Raw genomic sequence first — 22,095 nt, forward strand, 5'->3', positions numbered from 1 at the left:
CACCACGGTTATATGCATTTTTAAAAAAGTAGGAAGTATCTTTGCTTCAAATTTAATAGGCACATTCTAAAAATAAAGGTTCTACCGACTCATTCCAAATAGAATAGTAATGGGACAAAAATTTTTCAGCATCTGTTTGTCCCATTGCAACAACCTCTTCTAGAGGATTAAGAAAATTTGTTTCATCAAAACCATTCGTATCATACTGTTTGCGATTTTTTAAGCCTTTGCGAGCAATAGCGAGAGATTGACGTGCTAACTCTAAAAGAATAGTTTGACGAAAAGGAGTTCTTAACCCTTCTTTAGGAACGCGTTGGCGCAACTCTAAAACTTCTTCAAAACACCAATCTTTTGTCAAAGCCTCTGCCTCATTAAGTGCTTCCCTATCATAAAGAAGCCCAACCCAAAAAGCCGACAACGCACAAATGCGCTTCCAAGAACCGCAATCAGCTCCCCTCATTTCTAAAAATCTTTTTAAGCGGACTTCAGGAAATAACGTTGATAAGTGATTAATCCAATCTCCCATGTTTGGAATTGAATTTGCAACTTGTCCTTTTAATGCTCCATTCATAAACTGACGAAACGTTATGTGTGTACAATCATAGTAACGACCATCACGCACAACAAAATACATTGGAACATCAAGGGCCCATTCAACATAATCAACAAAACCAAAACGCTCAGAAAATATAAAGGGAAGAACGCCTGTCCTCTGATTATCCGTATTACGCCAAATTTCAGAACGCCACGACAAAAAGCCATTTGGGCGCCCTTCTGTAAAAGGTGAACTTGCAAATAATGCTGTTGCAATGGACTGTAGCTTCATGGACACTTGCATTTTTCGCCGCATATCACTTTCAGATGAAAAATCAAGATTAACCTGAACTGTTGATGTGCGATACATCATATTAAGACCATTATACCCCACTTTAGGCATATAATCAGTCATAATCTGATAACGTGATTTAGGCATTCGCGGCGTTTCAGCTAAAGTCCACTTTGGACTAGCTCCAAGACCTAGAAAACCTATACCCAATGGTTCTGCAATTTTTTTGAGAAGAGTTAAATGCTCCATCAACTCGTAATATGTATGGCCTACTGATTTTAATGGTGCACCAGATAATTCAAATTGTCCCCCAGGTTCCAAAGAAATGGCTCCCTGATCAACGGATCCTACGAGCCCAATAATATTCTCTTCATCTAAAATAGGTTTCCATCCTAAGGCGCTTTGCATCCTCTCTAAAAGCGCTCGGATTCCCCTCTCTCCTTCATAAGGAACAGGGTGAAAACCATCTCTATAAAACGGAAATTTTTCATGTTCTGTACCAATGCGCCAATCATCTTCTGCTTTATACCCCCCTTGGAAATAGCTAACCAAAGAATCTAAGTTATAAATTTCACTTTCATCAGTTATATCAAGCGCCATAACTCATCGTATCCTATAATTGGTATCATCATCTTAAATGAATTGTTTAGAATGATTTTACAGATTTCTCAATCCATTGCCCAATCCCCCACGGTAGCATTAAGAAGAGCCAAAGCAGCAACAGCGGCAGTGTCAGCGCGTAAAATACGCGGACCTAATGATATTGGAACCACAAAAGGATGTTTTTTTAAAAAGCTCCGCTCTTCTTCACTAAAGCCACCTTCCGGTCCAATAAGAATACCAGGTGTTGTAACGTCACGCTTTTTAAAAGAAGCTAATGGATTATGCGATTTATGCTCTTCATCACAAAAGAATAAAGGCTGTGTCTTATCCCACCGTGCTAAAAGTTCTGCTAATGATAGAGCAGAGACGCATTCAGGAAGAGATAAAATTCCACACTGTTCAGAAGCTTCAATAACATTGGCTTCCATACGCGCCATATTGATACGCGTAACCTGCGTATGATGCGTCATAACAGGCTGCAAAATCGACACCCCCATTTCAACAGCTTTCTGCACCATATAATCCAACCGCGCGTTTTTGAGTGGAGAAAAGCAATAAATAAGATTGGAATGCGTCGTTTGTAATCTTTCTTGATGGATAAGCTGAACCACAACAAATTTTTTCTTAATAGCGATAAGTTTAGCAAGCCACTCACCATCCTGTCCATTAAAAAGTAAAATTTCTGCTCCTTCTTTCATACGCAAAACATGCACAAGATAAGAAGCTTGTGCCCCCTCTATCTTTATTTCTTCATTCAAAGCCAATGTCTGTCTGATAAATAATCTTTTAAGTTTATAATTTATGCGCATAAAAATTTTGCCAATGCTCACTATCGTCATCGAGAAAATGAAGAAAAATATATAGCAAAAAGAAAAAATTATATCTATAGAACTATAATATATTAAAGAATTATAGAGTTTTTTTAGCTTTATGAGATAATAATAGGAACTTATAGATCCTTAAGTGATTCTGCTTTCATAAAAGTTTAAATAATACACCATTCATCTTTGCATTCAGTCATTGATGCATCCGTGGAGGAAAAATATGTCTGCTAAAAAAGCTACAATTATTACGATTACAACCCTCTTAGCCTTTATTTTGATTACAGTGGGAATTGGTTCTGTTGGAGCAGACGGGAAGCATACAATTACCAAAGATGGCTATGGTATTTCTTCTGCGATTCAATAAGCACTGGCCAACATCCTCCTTAAAATTTTAATGTTTTTTAGCAACTTTTCTAAGATTTGCATCAATATTATGAATCTCTTGTATTTGAGAGATTCCATAAGAAGGATTTTTATTCTTCTCTTCAGTCATTTATCTATATCAACCACACTTATTATGACGGAGAGGACGGTTTTTACTGCTTCACGACGAACGGACTTAAAATGAGAGAATCTTTCGATAATGGGAGCTCTGATTTAAATTTAAAAGACAATTTTAAGTTGCAAAAAAACGAATTACCATTATAGGATAGAATATTATACAGATGAAAAACGATACTCAATCTGCGTCAATGTCTTTTGTAACCCAAAAATTACCATGATTTTGTCCTTTAGAGCTTAGAGAAAATGTAAAAGGCCATGCAAGGCTATTAGCAAGACATTGGACGTCTTTACATAAAGTTTCTGATCTATAGTTTTTGTCTAGTTGTGCCTGTAATATCAGTTCATTTTGCTTCCCTTGCGCAATAGCAGCTGCAATGGTTCCTTGAATGGATAAGCTCAAGTCTGCTGTACGCATTAATGACTCTGTCACCTTCATCATACCTTCTGAAAAGCTTGTCTGAATATCCCAGTGATCAAATGTTGTTGAAAAAGTATCATTATTCATTAAAAGAAATTGTTGTTTATTTGAAAGTCTTGTTTGTAATTCATTCAGATCATACCCTAATAGCCGACCAGAAGACATCTTCAGTGTTAATTCACCCTGCATTTTCGTAAAAACTTCTGGCCAAGAATCAGCAAGTGTTCGTACCGTTGCAGTAAAATTCGTTTTGCTTTGTATAAATGGAATAAATCCCAAGGTTTCTAAAGTCTCCTGCATATCAATAGAAGCGCCTGAAATATTTCCTCCAATACGCACTCTCTGTCCAACTGACGTAACTTCAATATTACTTTGCACGGATCCACCAAAAATATTAGCATGTCCAAGATCAAAAATACCATGCCCATCTCTTATTTGTATTGCAGCAGCTAAATTTGTGAGTGAAATATTTCCTATTTTAGCTTGTGGCGCAGAAAGTCGTATATCCACGCCAATACGATCAAAAGTTCTCATGTCAAAGCAGGCATTTTTCTTTTTTCCTGAAAAAAATATTGAACCCAAGAAGCTAAGGTCTAGGTTATCAAAAGCTAAAGAGCCCATGACATTTGGTACATAATCTTGAAAATCGAGTTTTAAAGCTCCTCGCGCATTGGCTTTTCCCATCGTAAATGTAACATTGTTCATTTGGATATGCATTGGCTGCGCTAAAAAATGAGATTCCCATACAATGGGTATTTTTAATTTATGTCCCCAAAACTGATTTCCACCAACCCAAGACAATGTCTGATTCCATCCAGGAGAACGCATCGATACTTTTCCGTCAAAAATATAATATTCAGATAACCGAGCCTTTCCTGTAAAAGTTATTCCCCCACGTACAGAATTGAGACTTGCCCTAATATGACTTTTGCCTCCTGCAAGAAGCAACAATGCTTGAGAAGCATCAATTGATAACTTTGTAAATTCTCCACGCCAACGCGCATCTGCGCGTAACCGTACTTCCTGAGTTGATTTCGGACAATCTAAAGTTGCATTTAATCCTGTTATTTTTTCTGCTGCTCCTGAAAAACTATCGTGATACACAAGAACACCATTTTTAATGACAATCCGCCCAAAAGGTTGTTTTAAAAGTTGCTCTATCTCTGGATGTTCAGGATTATGTTTTAATATTTCACGCGTATTACGTATTGCCAACCCTAATGCACCTTGTGAGCGAGAAAACCGATCAAAAAAATCTGCTATTGTTTTAACAGGCTTTTCCATAACAAATTGAGGACGCATAATCCGCGTCTCTGAAAAAGAAATATGTCCCCAAAGAAGATCGACGACAGAAAGATCAACTTCTATTGATTCAGCTTCCATTAATGGCGCAACATCATCCATTTTTGATGTTAAAGTAACGCCAGAAAGAAATGCTTTAGGATAAGGAAAAAGATGTAATCGCGGTGGATCACGCAATTGCACATTGTAACCCGTCCATGCACTCAAATCCTGCGCTAAACGAATACGAATCGCATCTGTAGAGATAAGATAAGGTAAAACGAGAATCCCCACTCCCAATAAAAAGATAATTGTAATAAAAATTCCGCTCAAAAGTTTTATTATTCTGATGCGCACAATATCCCTCTATACTTATCCCCCTATAACAGATTAAAAACAAACTTAAATGATCATAAAAAGTTTTTATAACCCTATAATTCACTATATCCACTTTGTATCTTCATTATTTTTGTTCTTTATCCAAAATTTATTCAAACAGCAATGTTGCTGCTTCTTTATAAAGCAATTATTTAAAAGTCTTCAAAACTATAAATCCACAACATTATAAAACCATTCTTACTGTTCTCATATGAATATTGCTATAAAACTCTATCGTATTATTAGAAAATGCTTTACAAAAAAAACAAACAGCCTTACCGAAAGGATCTCTGAATGAATAATATTATCGACGGAAAAAAACTTGCTGAAGAGATTATTGTGAAAGTTAAGGCCGAAACAGCAAAGCTCCGCCATCACTATAATATACAACCTAGTATCGCTGTTATTATCGTTGGAGATGATCCTGCAAGTCAAGTATATGTCGCCTCAAAAAATAAAAAAGCCGAAGAATGTGGGTTTCTTTCAATCAAACATGCCGTTTCCAAAGAAACACAAGAAAAAGAACTCCTTCAACTTATTGCAACATTAAATTCTGATCCCAAAATTCATGGTATTTTGGTACAGCTGCCTCTCCCTGCTCATATGAATACAAATCGCATAACACAAGCCGTTGCTTTCCAAAAAGATGTTGATGGTTTTCATTATATTAATGTAGGAAAACTCGCGGCAAATGCACTTGAAGATGCAATTATTCCCTGCACTCCAGCTGGTGCCATGATGATGATTGAACAACACTGTGGGCAAGATTTATCTGGACTTGATGCTGTCGTTGTTGGACGCTCTAATATTGTTGGAAAACCTATGGCTGCCCTTTTAACAGCAGCAAATGCTACTGTGACAATTGCCCATAGTCGTACCCGTGACCTTGATGATGTGTGTCGAAGCGCTGATATTCTAGTAGCAGCTGTAGGCCGTCCACAAATGATTAAAAAAGACTGGATAAAAGATGGTGCAATTGTTATTGATGTCGGTATTAACCGCGTTGCTGCACCAGAAAAAGGTATAGGGAAAACACGTCTTGTTGGTGATGTCGATTTTGAAAACGTAAAAGAAAAAGCTGCTGCGATTACCCCTGTTCCAGGAGGCGTTGGACCAATGACAATTGCCATGCTTATGGTTAATACACTCAAAGCTGCTGCGCGATCACACAATCTGCCTATACCAAAATTCTAAGAATTGTAACAATTCCTTGTATATGGTTTCATTGTATATGATTCAGCTTATTATTTTTGCATTTTTCATGTCATAAAAACAGATGCCCCTTGATCTGCACGATTAACGGATTGACGAAAAACATGAAAAAGTTCGCGTCCAACACCATGTTCGTTTTTTGAAAGATCTGGAGGTATGATTTGTCGCGCGTTAAATTTTGCTAAATCCTCCAAAAGAGTTAATTTACCCTCATGAGCATCAAGAAAAACAATATCACCATCCTGCAAACGTGCAATGGGGCCATTATCCACTGCTTCTGGTGTCACATGGAGGGCAGCAGGAATTTTTCCTGACGCTCCTGACATACGCCCATCGGTTATCAATGCTACCTTTTGACCGCGATCTTGTAAAACGCCTAAAATGGTCGTTAATTTATGAAGCTCTGGCATACCATTGGCTTTTGGTCCTTGATAGCGAATAACAGCGATAAAGTCTTTATTATGCAACACTCCAGATTTAAAAGATTTTTGTAGTTCCTCTTGATCATTAAAAACAAAGACTGGTGCTTTAATCTGCCAATACTCTGGTTTAACAGAGGAAACTTTTATAATAGCTGTTCCCAAATCTCCTGATAAAACACGAAGACCACCATCAGACTGAAATGGCTTTCTCCACCCTGCTAACACCTTATGATCACCACTTTCCTTAAGAGCCGCTTCACGCACCACATGACCATCAGCAGAAAGCTTTGCTTCAATTGCATAAGCATTGAGATCTTTACCAAAAACCGTAGAAACATCTTCATGGACCAAGCCTGCCTCGATAAGCTCGCGAATAATAAATCCCATTCCCCCCGCAGCATAAAAATGGTTAATATCTGCTAAACCGTTAGGATAAATGCGCGCTAAAAGAGGCACAACGGATGAAATTTCTGCAATATCATGCCATGTCAATTTAATACCGCAAACAGCAGCCATAGCAATCAAATGAATCGCATGATTGGTAGAACCTCCTGTTGCATTTAATCCTACAATGGCATTCACAAAAGAACGCTCATCAATGATCATACCAAGTGGACTATAATGATCACCAAGATCTGTCATTTCAAGTACACGTTTCGTAGCTTCTTTTGTTAAAGCATCACGCAACGGTGTATTAGCATTAATAAAAGAAGCTCCAGGCATATGAAGCCCCATCATCTCCAGTATCACCTGATTAGAGTTAGCTGTTCCATAAAATGTACATGTTCCTGGCCCATGATAAGAACGTGCTTCTGATGCTAGAAGTGTTTGGCGATCTATTTTATTTTCCGCGTAAAGTTGACGTATCTTCGCTTTTTCATCATTACCTTGACCACTCGTCATGGGACCAGCTGCTATAAAAATTCCTGGTAAATGACCAAATGTTAGTGCACCAATCAATAAACCTGGCACAATTTTATCACACACCCCAAGATACAATGCTGCATCAAAGACATCGTGTGATAAGCTTATAGCTGTCGCCATTGCAATTACTTCACGCGAAAAAAGGGAAAGCTCCATCCCCGCATTTCCCTGCGTAACACCATCGCACATCGCGGGAACACCACCTGCAACCTGTGCAACACCACCAACCATACGAGCCGACTCTTTAATTAAGTGAGGAAATTTTTCAAAAGGTTGATGCGCTGAAAGTATATCGTTATATGCCGTGATAATGCCAATATTCCCAACAATATTTCCCTTCAAACGCTCTTTATCTATTGCACCACAAGCAGCAAAGCCATGCGCCTGATTGGCACATCCTAAAAAACTCCGTTTGGGGCGATGAACTTGTGCTTTTGCAATACGATCTAAGTAAATTTCTCGTGTTGATTGAGACCGTTCATAAATCCTTCGTGTAACTGTGGCAATTGTCTTGGAAAGTGCCATATTTCTCTCCCCCTTTCATTGTTGCTGCCCCTCATTCATTGAGAGAGATTACGTTTTTATTCACCTTGTGTCGCATATTTTGATTCACTTATTTCATTTTCTGCAGGCGACCAATAAACCTGAACGAGATGAGGGGAATTACGCAAAATTGCCCGAATAGGCATTTCTATTTCAGACCCGTCTTGACAAGCCTCTTCAAAACAATCGCGTTTCTGAAAACCTTCAAAATGGAGAATAATACAACGAGATTGCATAATAACTGGCAAAGTTAGTGAGAGTCTTGGCTCAACAGCACTCTTAGCATGAAGGGGTAAAACAAGTGCTTGTGTTCGTAAATCAAGCGCTTGCTTTAAACGATCAGCATCAGGAAAAAAAGAAGCCGTATGTCCATCCTGCCCCATTCCTAAAACAACAACATCAAAGGGTTTAGGCAAAGTATTAACACGACTCGCCGCTGAAAAAGCAGCAAGTTCAGCAGTAATTGCTTTATGATAAAGCCCTACAAAACGTGCTTTTTCGGCAAAATTTTGTAACAAATGACACCGTACCATATGTTCATTTGAACGTTCATCGTGTGTAGGGACAAAACGTTCATCGACCAAAGTGATAATAATATTTTGCCAATCAATATCCGCTTTTGACAAATAATGAAAAAACAATGCTGGTGTTTTACCACCAGACACCGCTAAAACTGCTCTCTTGCGCTCAAGAACAGATACACTAAGCTCTGCGGCTACTCGATCTGCCAATGCCAAGGCTAAAGTCTGAGGGGTTTCAAAATCTAAACGGTCAATATTCATTCTATACATACTTATTGCTCTAAACTAAATTGTTCCATATACGCCCATCACGTTCCATGAGGCTCATCGAAGCAGACGGCCCCCACGAACCAGCATTATAACTGTGAACAGGCTGTTTTATTGCTTCCCACCCCTCAATGATTGGATCAATCCAACGCCAAGCAGCCTCAACTTCATCACGACGCATAAACAGTGTTTGATCTCCACGAATAACATCCATTAATAAACGTTCATAAGCATCAGGATTACGTTCAGAAAATGCGGAAGCAAAACTCATGTCTAATGGAATGTGACGAAACCGCATACCGCCATAACTTGGATCCTTAATCATCAACCATTGTTTTACACCTTCATCAGGTTGGAGACGAATTACAAGCCGATTAGAAAAAATTTCATCTAAATCCACATTAAAAATATTATGAGGAATAGGTTTAAAAACCACAACAATTTCAGACATTCTCGTGAACATGCGCTTACCTGTTCGTAAATAAAAAGGCGTATTAGCCCAACGCCAGTTATCAATCTTAACCTTAAGGGCTACAAATGTTTCGCTCTTACTCACTCTTCCCAAATCATCAAAATAAGACTCTACAGATATACCATTTGATAGACCAGAAAGATACTGCCCACGTACAGTATGCTGCCCTACATTATGGACATCAAGCGGTGTTAAAGAATGTAAAACTTTAAGTTTTTCATCACGTACAGCATTAGCACTGTTGGTAAATGGTATTTCCATCGCAACCAAACAAAGTAATTGTAGCATATGGTTTTGAACCATATCGCGTAAAGCACCAGTGCTTTCATAATATTCTGTACGCCCTTCTAACCCTAAAGATTCAGCAACGGTTATTTGAACATGATCAATATAATTGGAGTTCCATAGCGGTTCATAAAGTGTATTAACAAACCGCAATGCCATTAAATTTTGAACAGTTTCCTTCCCAAGATAATGATCAATACGAAAGATCTGCTCTTCATTAAAGGCGCTTGCAAATACATCATTAAGTGAAACCGCTGTTTTTACATCGCAACCAATTGGTTTTTCAATGATAATCCGTGTTTGTGGTGTCACCAAATCATTTTTTTCCAACTTCATCGCAATATCAGCAAAAAGTGACGAACCAACAGCCAAATAAAAAGCTCGAATATCCGCTGAATCTTGTGACAGAAGGAGAGCTAAATCCTCCCACCCTCGATTTGAGGAAACATCAACAGAAACGTAAGTTAAACGTGCAAGAAAATGATTGAGTTCTGTTGAATTTAGATCTTTTGGATGGATATGTTTTTCTAAAGAAAGACGGATAGAATTTTGATATTCTTCACGACTTAAGGAAGTGCGCGAAACCCCAATAATACGTGTTGGCTCACTGAATTGCCCAGCACACTGACAATGATACAAAGCCGGCAAAAGCTTGCGCAACGCCAGATCACCATTGCCACCAAAAACAATACAATCAAAGGAAGAAACTGGAATAATTTTACGCACCATGAACTTGTTTATTTTTCTATTCGATTATGAAATCCCATATCACTTATAAAAGCTTTCATCATTAAAGCAGACAGATACTAAATAAGCCATTAATTTTCTTCATTTCAAGCAATGTTTCCATTAAAGGCGATCCAATAAAGAAAACCAACGCATTGCTAAAAATATAAGCGGATAACGCAAAACTCTTCCCCCCGGAAAAGATGAAATCTTTAAGTCTTGGAAATAGGAAAAACGTTCATATTTTCCAGTTAACCATTCTGCGTATAATTTTCCCACGAAAGGAGCCAGCATAACGCCATGCCCTGAATAACCACCACAATAAGTCATCCTTGAAAAAATTTGGCGAACATAGGGCATGCGTTCAACTGTGATGGCAACCGTTGCTCCCCACCGATGGCTTAAATTGATAGAATGTAATTGAGGATAAATTTCAACAATTTGCCGTTTTATACGTTCATCTAAATTTAGAGGATGCTTATTATCATAACTTTCTACACCACCAAATAAGAGGCGATTATCAATGCTTTTGCAAAAATAGCGAACCATAAAACGGGAATCATCAACCGATTCCCCCCCTATAAGAATTGAACTATGCTTTGGTAATGGGTCCGTTGCTCCAATATAAGAGCGAATAGAAACAATATTTTTTTCAATAAAACGCTCCAGACCAAGTTTATACCCATTTGTTGCAAGTAAAACATGCTCTGCTGTTACACTGCCTTTTTCTGTTATTACTTTCCAATGTGCTCCCTTGCGCCTTACGGTCGTTACTTGTGACTTCTCATAAAGCTTAGCACCAGCATCTTGTGCTCTTTTTGCCAACCCAATAATCAATTTTAAGGGATTTATATGACCGGTATCCGCATCATAAATACCACCACAATAAAAAGTTGATCCAAGTCGCTCAAATGTTTCAGCCTTATCCATAAAAGTAAGCGCGTGATAGCCATAACGCTGCATCGCCTCAATATGCCGTTGATAAGAGAGAAGCTCACGCCTTTTATGAGTTACAGAAAGCTGTCCTCCTATCAAATCACACGGACAATTAGGCATTGCGCATAAAGCTAAAATATCTCTTTTAGCTTCTTCTGCCAAATCAAACAGAGCCTTACTTCGCTCAAAACCATACTTTTTTTCTAATGTTTCTACCCATTGCCGTTGCCCTGTTCCCAGCTGTCCACCATTGCGCCCTGAAGCACCATCACCAAAACGTGATGCTTCAAATAAAACAACATCTACTCCAGCTTTGGCTAAATGATAAGCAGCCGAAAGACCCGTAAATCCGCCTCCAATAATGACCACATCACACTGTCTGTTTTCACAAAAAGAAGGATACGATGGACGTTCTCTTAAAGCATCTTCATACCAAGAAATTCCTGGAGAAATTGAATTATAATCAATCATCGTCATAAAATTTAAACATTCAGCAGGAGATATTCACGCTCCCACGGACTGATTACTTCCATAAAAGTTTCAAACTCTTGGCGTTTGATTGCAGCATAAGTACTGACAAACACATCCCCTAAAATAGCACGTATCACTGTATCTTGTTCAAACAAATTGACTGCCTCAATGAGTCCACGCGGCAACTCAATATTATCAGCGTTTACATTATTTGTCGCTGGCTCATCCGGCTCAATTTTTTGTTGCAAACCAATAAGACCACACGCTAAAGAAGCTGCAAGGGCTAAATAAGGATTCGCATCTGATGAAGGAAGTCTATTCTCAACACGCCGCGCTTGAGGAGCAGAACGAGGAACTCGAAAAGCTGTAGTACGATTATCATATCCCCATCGCAAATTAACAGGAGCCGAATTATCAGGAACAAGACGTCGATAAGAATTCACATAAGGTGCAAGCATCACAAGTACCCCTGGCATATGTTTTTGCAATCCACCAATAAAATGGCGAAAACAGATACTTTCTTCACCATTTTCCTGTGTAAAAATATTCATACCGGTTTTCTTATCAACAACCGATTGGTGAATATGCATAGCAGAACCCGGCTGCCCTTGAATGGGTTTTGCCATAAAAGTTGCATACATATTATGTTTTAGTGCTGCTTCACGAATTGTTCGTTTAAACATAAAAACTTGATCCGCTAATTCAATAGGATCACCATGACGTAAATTGATTTCAAACTGTCCTGCTCCTTCTTCATGAATGAGGGTATCAATTTCCAATCCTTGTGCCTCTGAAAATTGATAAATATCATCAATCAAATCATCAAATTCATTCACACCAGCAATGGAATACCCCTGTCCACCACCAATTGAACGTCCAGAACGACCAACCGGTGGAACTAACGGATAATCAGGATCGGGATTTTTTTGTACCAAATAAAACTCAATTTCTGGTGAAACAACAGGGCTTAAACCCATTTTTGTGTAAAAGTGAACCACCGTTCGTAAAACATTGCGTGGTGTGTAATCCACAACCTGACCATTTTGATACACAAGATCACAAATCACCTGTGCCGTAGGAGCATCTTCCCATGGAACAATGCTTAACGTAGAAAGATCAGGCTCAAGGCGTAAATCACCATCTGCTTTAGGATATTCAAAACCATGACCATCTTCCGGATAATCCCCTGAAATTGTTGCCATAAAAACTGCTGAAGGCAATGCCAATGATGTTTCCGATGTAAATTTTTTAGAAAGCATCATCTTGCCCCGTGGTACCCCTGCTTGATCAGGCGTAATACATTCAATATCCTCTACCTTACGGAAAGCAAGCCATTGTGAAACTTGTTCCCAATTGTGCACACCACGTAAACTTTTGAGAAAACGAGAAACAGGTTTAAAATTCTTACTTTTCGTTTGTTTACCATTTTTTACATCCATAACATACCAACTTTAAAAACAATCAAGTCCTATTCTTATTGTATCAGCCCATGCATAAACGACACGAAAAAAATTTATCAACTGATATTTTGAATAATACTATAAGATCCATCAAGGTAAAAGAACTTTACGCTCAACAAGCTATCCTATCACCATAGTGAAAAAAATGATATTGCACGCGATACATCGGTGCTAACCTTCTCCTTATATAAAACAGCGAGAAATACCATATTGTACGTAATCTAATTCCGATTCAAATAATCATATATAAGCAAACATTGGTGAGAATAATAAAGGCGAGATATTTAATTTCCTTTTGGTTGTCGCAATGCTTAATTAAAAGAAAGGAAACTTTTCTTTTAATATGAAGCAAGTTTTGTAACTCTATTGTTATCCACATAGAAGTAAACACCCTAGGCATGGTGAGTAGCCTTTACAGCTGTGCTTACAAACACTCACCCCGCCATAATATGCGTAAATGTATTTTCAGGATAAGACATACGCTCAACATTTCCGACATGAAACTTAACCATCGCCTGCATAACAGAGCTATCAACCTTGTTCTGAGCGAATGGTACAAACTCTGCACTTATATCAATTTCCACCGCTTGACATTGCACTTCGCACACAATATTTAGAGCTGAGAATCCAGTAGAGCATACCAAATCCAATAGATAGGAATTTTTGCTAATTGCGCCATGCGTGATCCAACATTTGATAGTCTCCAGCCCACTAGGAGGTGTGTTATTTATATCTAAAAAGCCAAAAAATCAGGATATGAGAACACAATAATATCAATTTCCTTTGAACTAAAGTCCTTCATCGTCGATCTTCCACCATCGTAAAATCTTTTTTGTATCAGTTGCTTTCACATACTTTGACTTATGACCTAGTGATACTGTGCAGATTGAGTACACATCCCCAGAGCCCAGATTGTAATTAAGTTCGTACCACTCTGCTCTTTTATAGAAAATAAATAACCATAATCTTCAGATATAATACGCCTAGATTCAATAATTACCGTAAGCTTATGTAAATCACAACCCAATTGTGATAATGCCTCATAAATTTTACGAGAGTATTCGTCATTGATCGTCACGGCATCGCAGAACGCTGTGGAAGTCGGATATCCCCCGCCTAGACTGATAAAACTTTTTTGATCCTTCAATGCGTAAATATCCTTTCCAGCCTTAGTTAAGGTGGATACTATTAACTCAGTCGAATTCAAATTAGAGCCCACATGCAAAGGCGCCCCATTAAGCCTAATCCTATTGGATTCTAGCAAAGATAATGCGGCACGTAACTCCGCCGCAGTCATACCAAAACGCAATCTATCCCCGTTTGCCAGTACATGGCACAATCTCAATGAGATTTTAGGCAATATGTCAAAATGGCGGGCAAGAGCGATGATGTCATGTAATTCGATAATATTATCACACTGGACATTTATATGTTTTCTAATAGATAATTCTATCTCTTCTCGAAGTTTTACAGGGATATCAAAAAATATATATCTACCTTTAAAATCATCTTTTTGCACTAATGATATTTCATAACCAGACGCAAATTCCAAGTCCCAGGAACATAACAATGATGCCCCGCACGTCCATTAAAATACCCTGCTTTTTCTCGCCCTAGGCATTCATAGCCCGACCACGTAAAACAGGATACCAATTACAATATCAGACCATAAGGCTGCAAGAGAAAGTTCTTTTATATTTTTATCTTTACATTGCCTCTTAAACAAGCTCGCCTGTTCATATAAGAAGTTATATGTATAATACATATAACTTCTACAAAAGGAGGATTCATTATGTTCCGTGAAAATCTTTGATAATACACTCGGGTGATTGGGTCACCAGTCGCCCGTCAATAATATAGTGCGAGTTAAGAAATTGGGGGAGGTAAGTTATGCAACTCGTGGATCATCCTTTTGTGAAGTTCGACCAACTCAAGACGATTTACAACTTCACATATCCGTTATTTCGCACTATTTCAAATGAATTTTACGATTACCTAGACTTTAATAAACTAGCGCACAGTAAGAAAATTCCATAAGCGCGTACCATTTCTCTTTATTTGCATATTCCCTTTTGCGAAACCATCTGTTCCTTCTGTCCCTTTCAGAAAGGAGCCTACAAGCACGTTAAGCAAATCGAATCTTATATGTCAGCGCTTACCACAGAGATCAGAAACAAAGGAAATTTCATTCGCTCGCTTAGAGGGCACATCCGCAGCATCTATATAGGGGGCGGCACACCGTCGCTTTTGTCCGCAGATAATATCCGACACATCGGAAAAGTATTGCATGCCGAATTTGAGCTCTCTTCCTTAGCCGAATTTACACTGGAAAGCGAACCGAAGAGCGTCACACGTGATAAACTTTATGCTGCCCGTGAGATCGGCGTTAACCGGATCAGCTTCGGTATACAGAGTTTCATTGAGCGTTTCCGATCATTGTTTAACCTCACCTCAACACGTGAACAAATCAACAATACCGTGGCTTGGTCACAAGAGATAATTGGACATGTCGGTTTCGACCTACTATATGGCATGCACAGCCAGCAAGCCGAAGAACTATTATACGATTTGAAGCAAGCCAGCGAGCTTCACCCTGAAACCATCAACCTCTATGCAATCAACAATCTGGCTATCACGTCGCAACTGCATAAGTCTTACGCACAAAAAGGGCTAAAGCCATCCAGCCTACAGCATCGACAGATGCTTCGCTTATTTAGCGACATCGTTATGCGCAGCTGCGGCTATGCGCCGTGTAATGGGCATTCCTATATCAAAATTGCCAACAACACTCCTCTAACGCTCGCTAAAACGAGTTCAGCTAATTATTTCCGCTATCACAAATATTTGCATGGTTATCATGACGATTATGTGGTTGGCTTCGGGGCGTCAGCAATGTCGATTCTCGGCTCACTCGTCACACGAGCCAATCCCAGTCGAAGCGGATACATTACCGACATACAACTTAAAGGCAAATCCAAAGTATACTACAATTGGGTATCAGCGGAGCAACAAGCCTCCAAAGCTTTGTGTATGCGGCTACCTTATAACGGCTATGCCAAAAAAGAAAGAATTGACTGGACCGCACTCCCCTCTTTCGTATACAATAACCTACAACAGCTCATAGGTGCAGGTCTCATCGTAGAAAGTGATAACGATCTCCAGCTGACTCAGCGTGGTTGGCAATGGTATTCCAACCTTATGTATTTTCTTCTACCTCAGGCAGATAGGAATATCTTGGACGGCTATGTCGCAAACATGCTGAATACAACCGCCGTACTTGATGGAACAGCGGAAACCTGTATGGCATCTTAAGGAGAAAAGAATGTTCACGCTTTTTGCCAACAGGAACATACGCTATTTTTGCCTAACCGTTAGTCTGCTCGCCTTACTCAGCGGTGCTTTGCGCACTGCCATCCCGCTATTAGCAAGACAATCTGGATATGGCGTAGTCGGAGTAAGTTGGTCGCAAGGTCTCTTCTCATTAGCGTGGCCAATTTTCGGCATCCTTGCAGGCGCTTTACTTGATCGCTGCGACAAAATAAAACTTGCCACCACAGCTCTCCTCATCTTCATGCTACTGCATATTGTCCTGTTCGTACTGCTCATGATACAGATTGCTCCAGCCGAACAAATTTTCTTCTATGCAACCATTGCTGGATTCATCGTCGTTTCTGCCGAAGCTTATATAATGACGATTCCACCACTTATCATGGAGGGAGAGCGATTGATGACCTTCTACTCAATTGTCTTGTTTTTAGATTTCGGGGTCTCCTATTTTCTTGCCCCTGTCATAACAAGCAGCATTTTAGGGCATGGCACACTGCTATTTCTTGGCTTGTTAATCGTGCTTTTTATCACATTGATTTTTACCGCTCGCCGTGCTGTTCCGACATCGCCAACACTTGATAAAGAAAACATCACTTTCCGTTATATTATTGCCGGCTTTCGTTTCATTTTTTCAAATCGGCATCTTACCTCCCTTACATTACTCACATTCTTTCTATCGGTGGTATTTGGAGCATTCCTAACCTCGTTCATCTTCTTCGTTACCGACAGTCGGTATCTGGGCCTACATAGCAGCCAATATGGCGTCATGTTTGCGGCCTACGCGCTTGGAACAATGGCAGGTGCCCTATTTGCGCCGCGTATACGTTATGCACCGGTGCGCCTAGCTGTTCTCACTGACGGTTTAGGAACGGTTGTCTTGCTGCTGATTCCAGCCTTTTCAAAAAGTGCTGTCGTCGTATGGGGCGTCACCTTTATCGCTGGCGTTGGAGCAAGCTTATGGTTTATTGGTGTTACCGCCTTCAGGCAGCGCCTCACACCAAAGCAACTTCTCGGGCGAGCTAATTCTGCTTTTCGGGTGATAGGCTATGCTGGAATGCCGGTCGGAAGCTTTTTGGTCGGCGTCCTTGGTTCTTTTATATCATTGCAGTTTGCTGCCGCCTTTATCGCTGGACTACTATTGGTGGCTATCGCGATAACGCTTCCATTTCTTTGGCAGGCTGATCATATAAACACACCCAATCCTGCCACGAGGTAACAGCTGCTTTTTAAAAAAGACACGGTCAAAAAAGGCACACATACCCTATTACGCAATCGATTGATCTGTTCTTTGGACGAGGAAATTATAACCATAATGGCTGATAGAGCCAGCGGCACTATAGAAGCAGCCAAACAAGCGCTAAAGACAAAACAGCCCCTTTACGTTGCATTGGGCGATGATCCAACGCCTATATGAAGGATGCAGAGAGCTTATAGCGCACAGAGCGCAATTCTTAACTAAAAACTCCGCCCTAGCAATGCCTACTTATACTCCAGTTAATCCGTCACCCGCTGGACATCAAATGCCTCACCCCTTTACCGCTCCTCAAAATACATTTTGTTGCACTTACGCGCCGTATTCTTCCTTTGTAATTAAAAGACCAGCCCTCCTTTCCTAATTTAGGATCTCTGCCTACACAACGAGCAACAGATGCGACCATATATGCAATCACGCCTTAGGGCCTGCATAGTAGGAAGCTTAGTTCGAGAGATTCATAAAGCCTATATCCCAATAAATTTTCCACCCAATCCACCTTTTAAAAGGGCGGATTTATATAAACCGTTAGAGCAAGCTATGAAATCCTTAGGTGTATTAGAAATAATTGGCTGTTTTTACCTCAGACCAATGTTGATTGACTTTTACTCGTGCATATACGCAAGCGGTGCTACTCTTTTCTCAGATAGAAAGGACATAATCGTTACCATCTGACCTATTATTGTTTGAAAATAAAGAAAAAGTATTAGTGCGACTGATGATATTGAAGAGCTATCTCATTTGTGGCTGTACTTAATTACGGCATTGGGAATGCTAGACACGCAATCACCCATTTCTGTGCGCCTTCTGCATGATATTCATAAGATTTTATTACGCGGTAAACGCGGTACGTCCAAAAGCCTTGGCTAATTTCGCAAAGCACAAAATTAGCTTGGCGGTACGCAACTAAAGACAGCGTCATTCGTGCCCCCCACTCCTACCACAGCCCCCCAACTCTCTCTACCACCATCCCCCGCTTAGAATCGCGCCAACTCATCACCGGTGCCTCGTTAAACACCACACCAGTCTCAAGGGCGGTAAAATGCGCCTTGCCGCATTTAATCTTCAGCATTTCTTTAAGGCGCAAATCAAACTCGCTATTCGTTCCTTTTGTTTTCAGTACAAAATAAAGCTTTTGCGCGCCATCTCACTCTAAAACACCCCCCAATCCGGCGTGTAAGAGCCTATGAGCGCCACGATTTTAAAGCTCCTTGGCAATTTAAAAAATAATTTTACTTCGGAGGCATTATCATTAATTTTGCGCAAATTCTTTCTCAATATTACTCTTATAAACCCCACATGATCATATACACTCTTCTCATTGACCACCGCCGGCCATATGATCGCCTTTTCCGACCTAATTTTACAGATATGGGATCAATCTCATTGTGATGCGCACATCCAGAGATTATTTTATCCTCTGCATTAGAACCAAAAACATGAACAATACGCAGAGGCTTCGGTAAGAAGGCCAACCGCTCAATCTCAACCTACACGAAAATGCATGTGCAAGCGAATGCCCCCCATAATATGCAATATTTCAAGCCCGTCCATAGGGGTACCCCTTTTAAAAATTGTGCCTATGGCTTATAATAATCTCCAAAATATACATTTAGCCCTTGTCTGAAATAACTCAATTTTGGATTGATGAGAACGAAAACGCGCTGCGATAATCACGTTGTTCAGCCCTAATAACCGGCGAAGGGAGCCAATATTCCTGCACCACCAATGACTAAATAACGGTATTTCCTATCATTTTTGATCATATCCTCCACCCTTATTGTACATTTTATCAGCAAGATGTGCGCAGCAAGCCCGTACATTTACGCTGCTAAGTCTCCGTGTACGGTTTTCATTCTCAAACGCAAAATCATCTTTAGCCGAAGCAACTTGATATTGCAGCGCCTGTCCATAAAGCGTATGCACAATTGGTACCAAATATACACAGGGCAGTGCGCATTTTGGGTTATATTGTCATGAGAGAGATGACTAAAAACTTTATCCCAAAAGCATTATACTCTAAATTATCAAGAGCATTCTTCAATCCCCCTGAATAAGACCCGTGATAAACAGGGCTTGCAAGAATAACATCGTTAGCGTCTGCGATTGTTTTGACAAATGCATGCGTTTTAGCATCACAATGGTAATGACTTATAAAAACAACAACTTTTTTAAATGCCTCCTCAACGGCGTATGAATATAAGCACGTTTTTTCTCGTCATTTTTTAAGGTATTAAACTCTTCCAATCTACCGAACTTACTCTTAAATTGTAGCCAAATGATTTTAATAAACCCATATTATTTTAAAAACTCAACAAATAATATTGAGGCTACAATCAAAGACACTTCTTTTCAATATTAAGCAAGTTTTGTAACCTATATTGTTATCTCCATAGAAGTAAAAACAGCCTCTATGGATGGTGAGTAGCTAAGCCTTCACAGCTAGTGCTTTACAAGCGCTTTTATAACACTCACTCTGCCCCAAACATAGGATTGCATTTTATTAAATAACCCACGCGCATATAATTAAAGAGAGAAACGATTAAGCTTGCACCAATCATGCCAAGCCAATAGCCAATAAAGTCATATTCAAAAAAATTTGCCATTAGCGCTCCCCCAAATAGGCCTAACCCCCAATAACTTATTGCTACAACAATTGTTGACCAAAACGTATCAAGCAAACCCACAAGTATGCCATTGAGCATAGCTCCTAAAGTGCCAAAAGCAAAAGACAATAAGATGAACGGAAGCAACTTCCAAGAGAAAACAACAACGCTGTCTTCAGAAATATTAAAGATGGTTGTAAGGATAAATTCATAAGAGAGATAAACAACCACTGATAAAAATAAGACATAAGCTACAGCAAAAACTGTGACACTCATACGCAGCTGTTTTAGAGCCATATTATTCCTATCTGCTCTATACCACGCTGCTATTGTCGCAGCTGCGCTGGAAATCCCCAAAGCCACCACAGAAATAAGCATATCGAGACGCATCCCTATCGTATGCGCGGCCAAAGATTCGACCCCATAAGCCGTAATCATAAATGCAATAACAGAAGGAAAACCCTCCGCAATAAGAATACGTATACCAATGGGTAGCCCTACTCGCAGCAATTTTATTATTCGTGAAATCTCTAACTTTGGTCTCAAATAATTAAAGCGAAAAGAATGAAAAGCAGAATTGCGGGACAATATTATTGCTGCTGCAATAACAATTAAAATACGGATCAAACTGCTCGCAATTCCTGCACCAAAGACACCTAATCCGCTTGCAGAACCTATACCAAAAATAAGCAGCCAAGAGATAAGAAAATTTACGAGGATAGCCGCAAGCATAACCCAGGTTAAGGGCTTTGGATTACCAATTGCTGACAGTAATCCCCGGCTATTCACATAAAGATAAAAAAACACCACTCCTATAGCAGCACCACTATTATATTCCTGCGCTATATTGGCAATTGTCTCATCTTGGCCGAGAAAACACAAAATATTCCTCGTATTGAGTAAAATGATTGCACTCATCATTCCAATCACAAGGGAAAGCCATATTCCTTGATCAAACCATGCCTTTAATGCATATCTATCTTGTCTACGAAAACTTTCCGCAAGTTTTGGTGCAACCGCGGTAATAATACCTAGCCCAAACAACATAACAAAACTAAATATACTCAGAGCTAACATTGTACCACTCAAGGCTTGCACGCCTAAATGCGCTACAAGCGCTGCATCTGTGAAGGAAATCATCATCTGAGATGATAAACCCTATAGCCAGTGGCATGCCAAGAGAGAGCAATTGCTTCATCACAACAAACATTGTGAAATATCTTTCCATATTGAAGGGCATATTAAGCTCGGATCTTTTAAACAAAACACATTGATTTTTTCCGTAAAGTCTTTCCATCGCAAGTCTTGTGTAAAGGATGCATAATGAGAACGCATTAAGGTAAGAGGAGATGCCCAGTTCTTAAAAAAGAAGCGCAATGCACCTTTATTGGTTTTTTGGACTTTATGCCATGCGTTTTTTTGTACAATATTATGCCCCCAAGCAACTACAGTCATTGATAAAAGATCCTCAGCGAGCCGTTTGTTCGTCTTGTATATCCATTTTTAGTATTTTTAATCAAACTTTTTGGTACTGCAAGTAATACACCTGTGCTAACCTTTGCTTACTCGCTGCTTACATATGTAAAAAAACAAAGCCGACCAAGTTGTCAAAAAACACAGGCATTAGCATTTTTACAATCCATTGTGCCTATACACCAATTAAAAAAGAGCGTTTATGATACATAAGACACCTCGATGCCCCACCGCTCTACGATCTAAAATTATGAAACTTTAGTTCAACAACCAACGCACAATATTTTACGGACGCAAAAGCACCATCTAGCACTCACTAGGAGAGCATTCTATAACTATACGCACCATGTCCACATCACAAAAC

Annotated in this window: 19 protein-coding genes; 4 read left to right on the forward strand and 15 right to left on the reverse strand. The window is 39.5% G+C overall.

The window, feature by feature from the left end:
• Positions 1–52: 52 nt before the first annotated feature.
• Both ACFILD_RS09245 and ACFILD_RS09250 read right to left on the reverse strand, forming a co-directional pair.
• Complete coding sequence (locus ACFILD_RS09245; protein ID WP_273790385.1) at positions 53–1,426, reverse strand: glutamate--cysteine ligase; 1,374 nt, start codon at positions 1,424–1,426, stop codon at positions 53–55.
• Positions 1,427–1,494: 68 nt separating this feature from the next.
• Positions 1,495–2,238, reverse strand: a complete 744-nt coding sequence (locus ACFILD_RS09250) for a 16S rRNA (uracil(1498)-N(3))-methyltransferase (RefSeq protein ID WP_375631008.1) — start codon at positions 2,236–2,238, stop codon at positions 1,495–1,497.
• Between the two features lie 235 nt (positions 2,239–2,473).
• Here ACFILD_RS09250 and ACFILD_RS09255 point away from each other — a divergent pair, with 235 nt between their 5' ends.
• A complete protein-coding gene (locus tag ACFILD_RS09255; protein ID WP_273790383.1) occupies positions 2,474–2,617 on the forward strand; it encodes a hypothetical protein in 144 nt (47 codons plus the stop codon).
• A gap of 315 nt (positions 2,618–2,932) precedes the next feature.
• On the opposite strand, the gene ACFILD_RS09260 is transcribed toward ACFILD_RS09255, so the two are convergent.
• Positions 2,933–4,813: an AsmA family protein gene (locus ACFILD_RS09260; protein ID WP_375665163.1), complete on the reverse strand. Its 1,881-nt coding sequence runs from the start codon at positions 4,811–4,813 to the stop codon at positions 2,933–2,935.
• A 315-nt stretch (positions 4,814–5,128) separates the two neighbouring features.
• On the opposite strand from ACFILD_RS09260, the gene folD reads away from it, so the two are divergent.
• The gene (gene folD / locus ACFILD_RS09265) at positions 5,129–6,028 is read left to right on the forward strand and encodes a bifunctional methylenetetrahydrofolate dehydrogenase/methenyltetrahydrofolate cyclohydrolase FolD (protein WP_273790381.1); all 900 of its coding nucleotides are present in this window, start codon (positions 5,129–5,131) and stop codon (positions 6,026–6,028) included.
• 65 nt (positions 6,029–6,093) lie between these two features.
• On the opposite strand, the gene edd is transcribed toward folD, so the two are convergent.
• The 7 genes from edd to ACFILD_RS09300 all read right to left on the reverse strand — a co-directional run bounded on the left by edd (position 6,094) and on the right by ACFILD_RS09300 (position 14,643).
• Positions 6,094–7,917 carry a phosphogluconate dehydratase gene (edd, locus tag ACFILD_RS09270; protein ID WP_273790380.1) on the reverse strand — a complete coding sequence of 608 codons (1,824 nt, stop codon included), beginning with the start codon at positions 7,915–7,917 and terminating at the stop codon, positions 6,094–6,096.
• 56 nt (positions 7,918–7,973) lie between these two features.
• The gene (gene pgl / locus ACFILD_RS09275) at positions 7,974–8,726 is read right to left on the reverse strand and encodes a 6-phosphogluconolactonase (protein ID WP_273790379.1); all 753 of its coding nucleotides are present in this window, start codon (positions 8,724–8,726) and stop codon (positions 7,974–7,976) included.
• Between the two features lie 10 nt (positions 8,727–8,736).
• On the reverse strand, positions 8,737–10,209 hold the full coding sequence (gene zwf, locus ACFILD_RS09280) for a glucose-6-phosphate dehydrogenase (RefSeq protein WP_375643335.1): 1,473 nt from the start codon (positions 10,207–10,209) through the stop codon (positions 8,737–8,739).
• Positions 10,210–10,329: 120 nt separating this feature from the next.
• On the reverse strand, positions 10,330–11,613 hold the full coding sequence (locus tag ACFILD_RS09285) for an NAD(P)/FAD-dependent oxidoreductase (protein WP_375665196.1): 1,284 nt from the start codon (positions 11,611–11,613) through the stop codon (positions 10,330–10,332).
• 11 nt (positions 11,614–11,624) lie between these two features.
• On the reverse strand, positions 11,625–13,052 hold the full coding sequence (locus ACFILD_RS09290; protein ID WP_273790377.1) for a glutamine synthetase family protein: 1,428 nt from the start codon (positions 13,050–13,052) through the stop codon (positions 11,625–11,627).
• Between the two features lie 455 nt (positions 13,053–13,507).
• A complete protein-coding gene (locus ACFILD_RS09295) occupies positions 13,508–13,723 on the reverse strand; it encodes a class I SAM-dependent methyltransferase (protein ID WP_375663704.1) in 216 nt (71 codons plus the stop codon).
• Between the two features lie 218 nt (positions 13,724–13,941).
• Positions 13,942–14,643, reverse strand: coding sequence for a hypothetical protein (locus ACFILD_RS09300; RefSeq protein ID WP_375665165.1), 702 nt, complete (start codon positions 14,641–14,643; stop codon positions 13,942–13,944).
• A gap of 488 nt (positions 14,644–15,131) precedes the next feature.
• Here ACFILD_RS09300 and ACFILD_RS09305 point away from each other — a divergent pair, with 488 nt between their 5' ends.
• Together ACFILD_RS09305 and ACFILD_RS09310 are read left to right on the forward strand one after the other, a co-directional pair.
• The gene (locus ACFILD_RS09305; RefSeq protein ID WP_375665167.1) at positions 15,132–16,385 is read left to right on the forward strand and encodes a coproporphyrinogen-III oxidase family protein; all 1,254 of its coding nucleotides are present in this window, start codon (positions 15,132–15,134) and stop codon (positions 16,383–16,385) included.
• Between the two features lie 10 nt (positions 16,386–16,395).
• Positions 16,396–17,616 (forward strand): MFS transporter, encoded by a 1,221-nt coding sequence (locus ACFILD_RS09310; protein ID WP_375663707.1) that lies wholly within the window; start codon positions 16,396–16,398, stop codon positions 17,614–17,616.
• A gap of 973 nt (positions 17,617–18,589) precedes the next feature.
• Here ACFILD_RS09310 and ACFILD_RS09315 read toward each other — a convergent pair.
• From ACFILD_RS09315 to ACFILD_RS09335, 5 genes are all read right to left on the reverse strand, one after another.
• Positions 18,590–18,739, reverse strand: a complete 150-nt coding sequence (locus tag ACFILD_RS09315) for a hypothetical protein (RefSeq protein ID WP_375640948.1) — start codon at positions 18,737–18,739, stop codon at positions 18,590–18,592.
• Positions 18,740–18,804: 65 nt separating this feature from the next.
• The gene (locus ACFILD_RS09320; protein ID WP_375665169.1) at positions 18,805–18,981 is read right to left on the reverse strand and encodes a hypothetical protein; all 177 of its coding nucleotides are present in this window, start codon (positions 18,979–18,981) and stop codon (positions 18,805–18,807) included.
• Between the two features lie 423 nt (positions 18,982–19,404).
• Positions 19,405–19,578, reverse strand: a complete 174-nt coding sequence (locus tag ACFILD_RS09325; protein WP_273790372.1) for a hypothetical protein — start codon at positions 19,576–19,578, stop codon at positions 19,405–19,407.
• A 40-nt stretch (positions 19,579–19,618) separates the two neighbouring features.
• On the reverse strand, positions 19,619–19,807 hold the full coding sequence (locus tag ACFILD_RS09330) for an NADPH-dependent FMN reductase (RefSeq protein ID WP_375612108.1): 189 nt from the start codon (positions 19,805–19,807) through the stop codon (positions 19,619–19,621).
• Between the two features lie 316 nt (positions 19,808–20,123).
• Complete coding sequence (locus tag ACFILD_RS09335; protein ID WP_375665171.1) at positions 20,124–21,401, reverse strand: MATE family efflux transporter; 1,278 nt, start codon at positions 21,399–21,401, stop codon at positions 20,124–20,126.
• Positions 21,402–22,095 lie beyond the last annotated feature (694 nt).

The organism is Bartonella sp. CL162QHHD, assembly GCF_042195435.1.
Lineage (GTDB): Bacteria > Pseudomonadota > Alphaproteobacteria > Rhizobiales > Rhizobiaceae > Bartonella.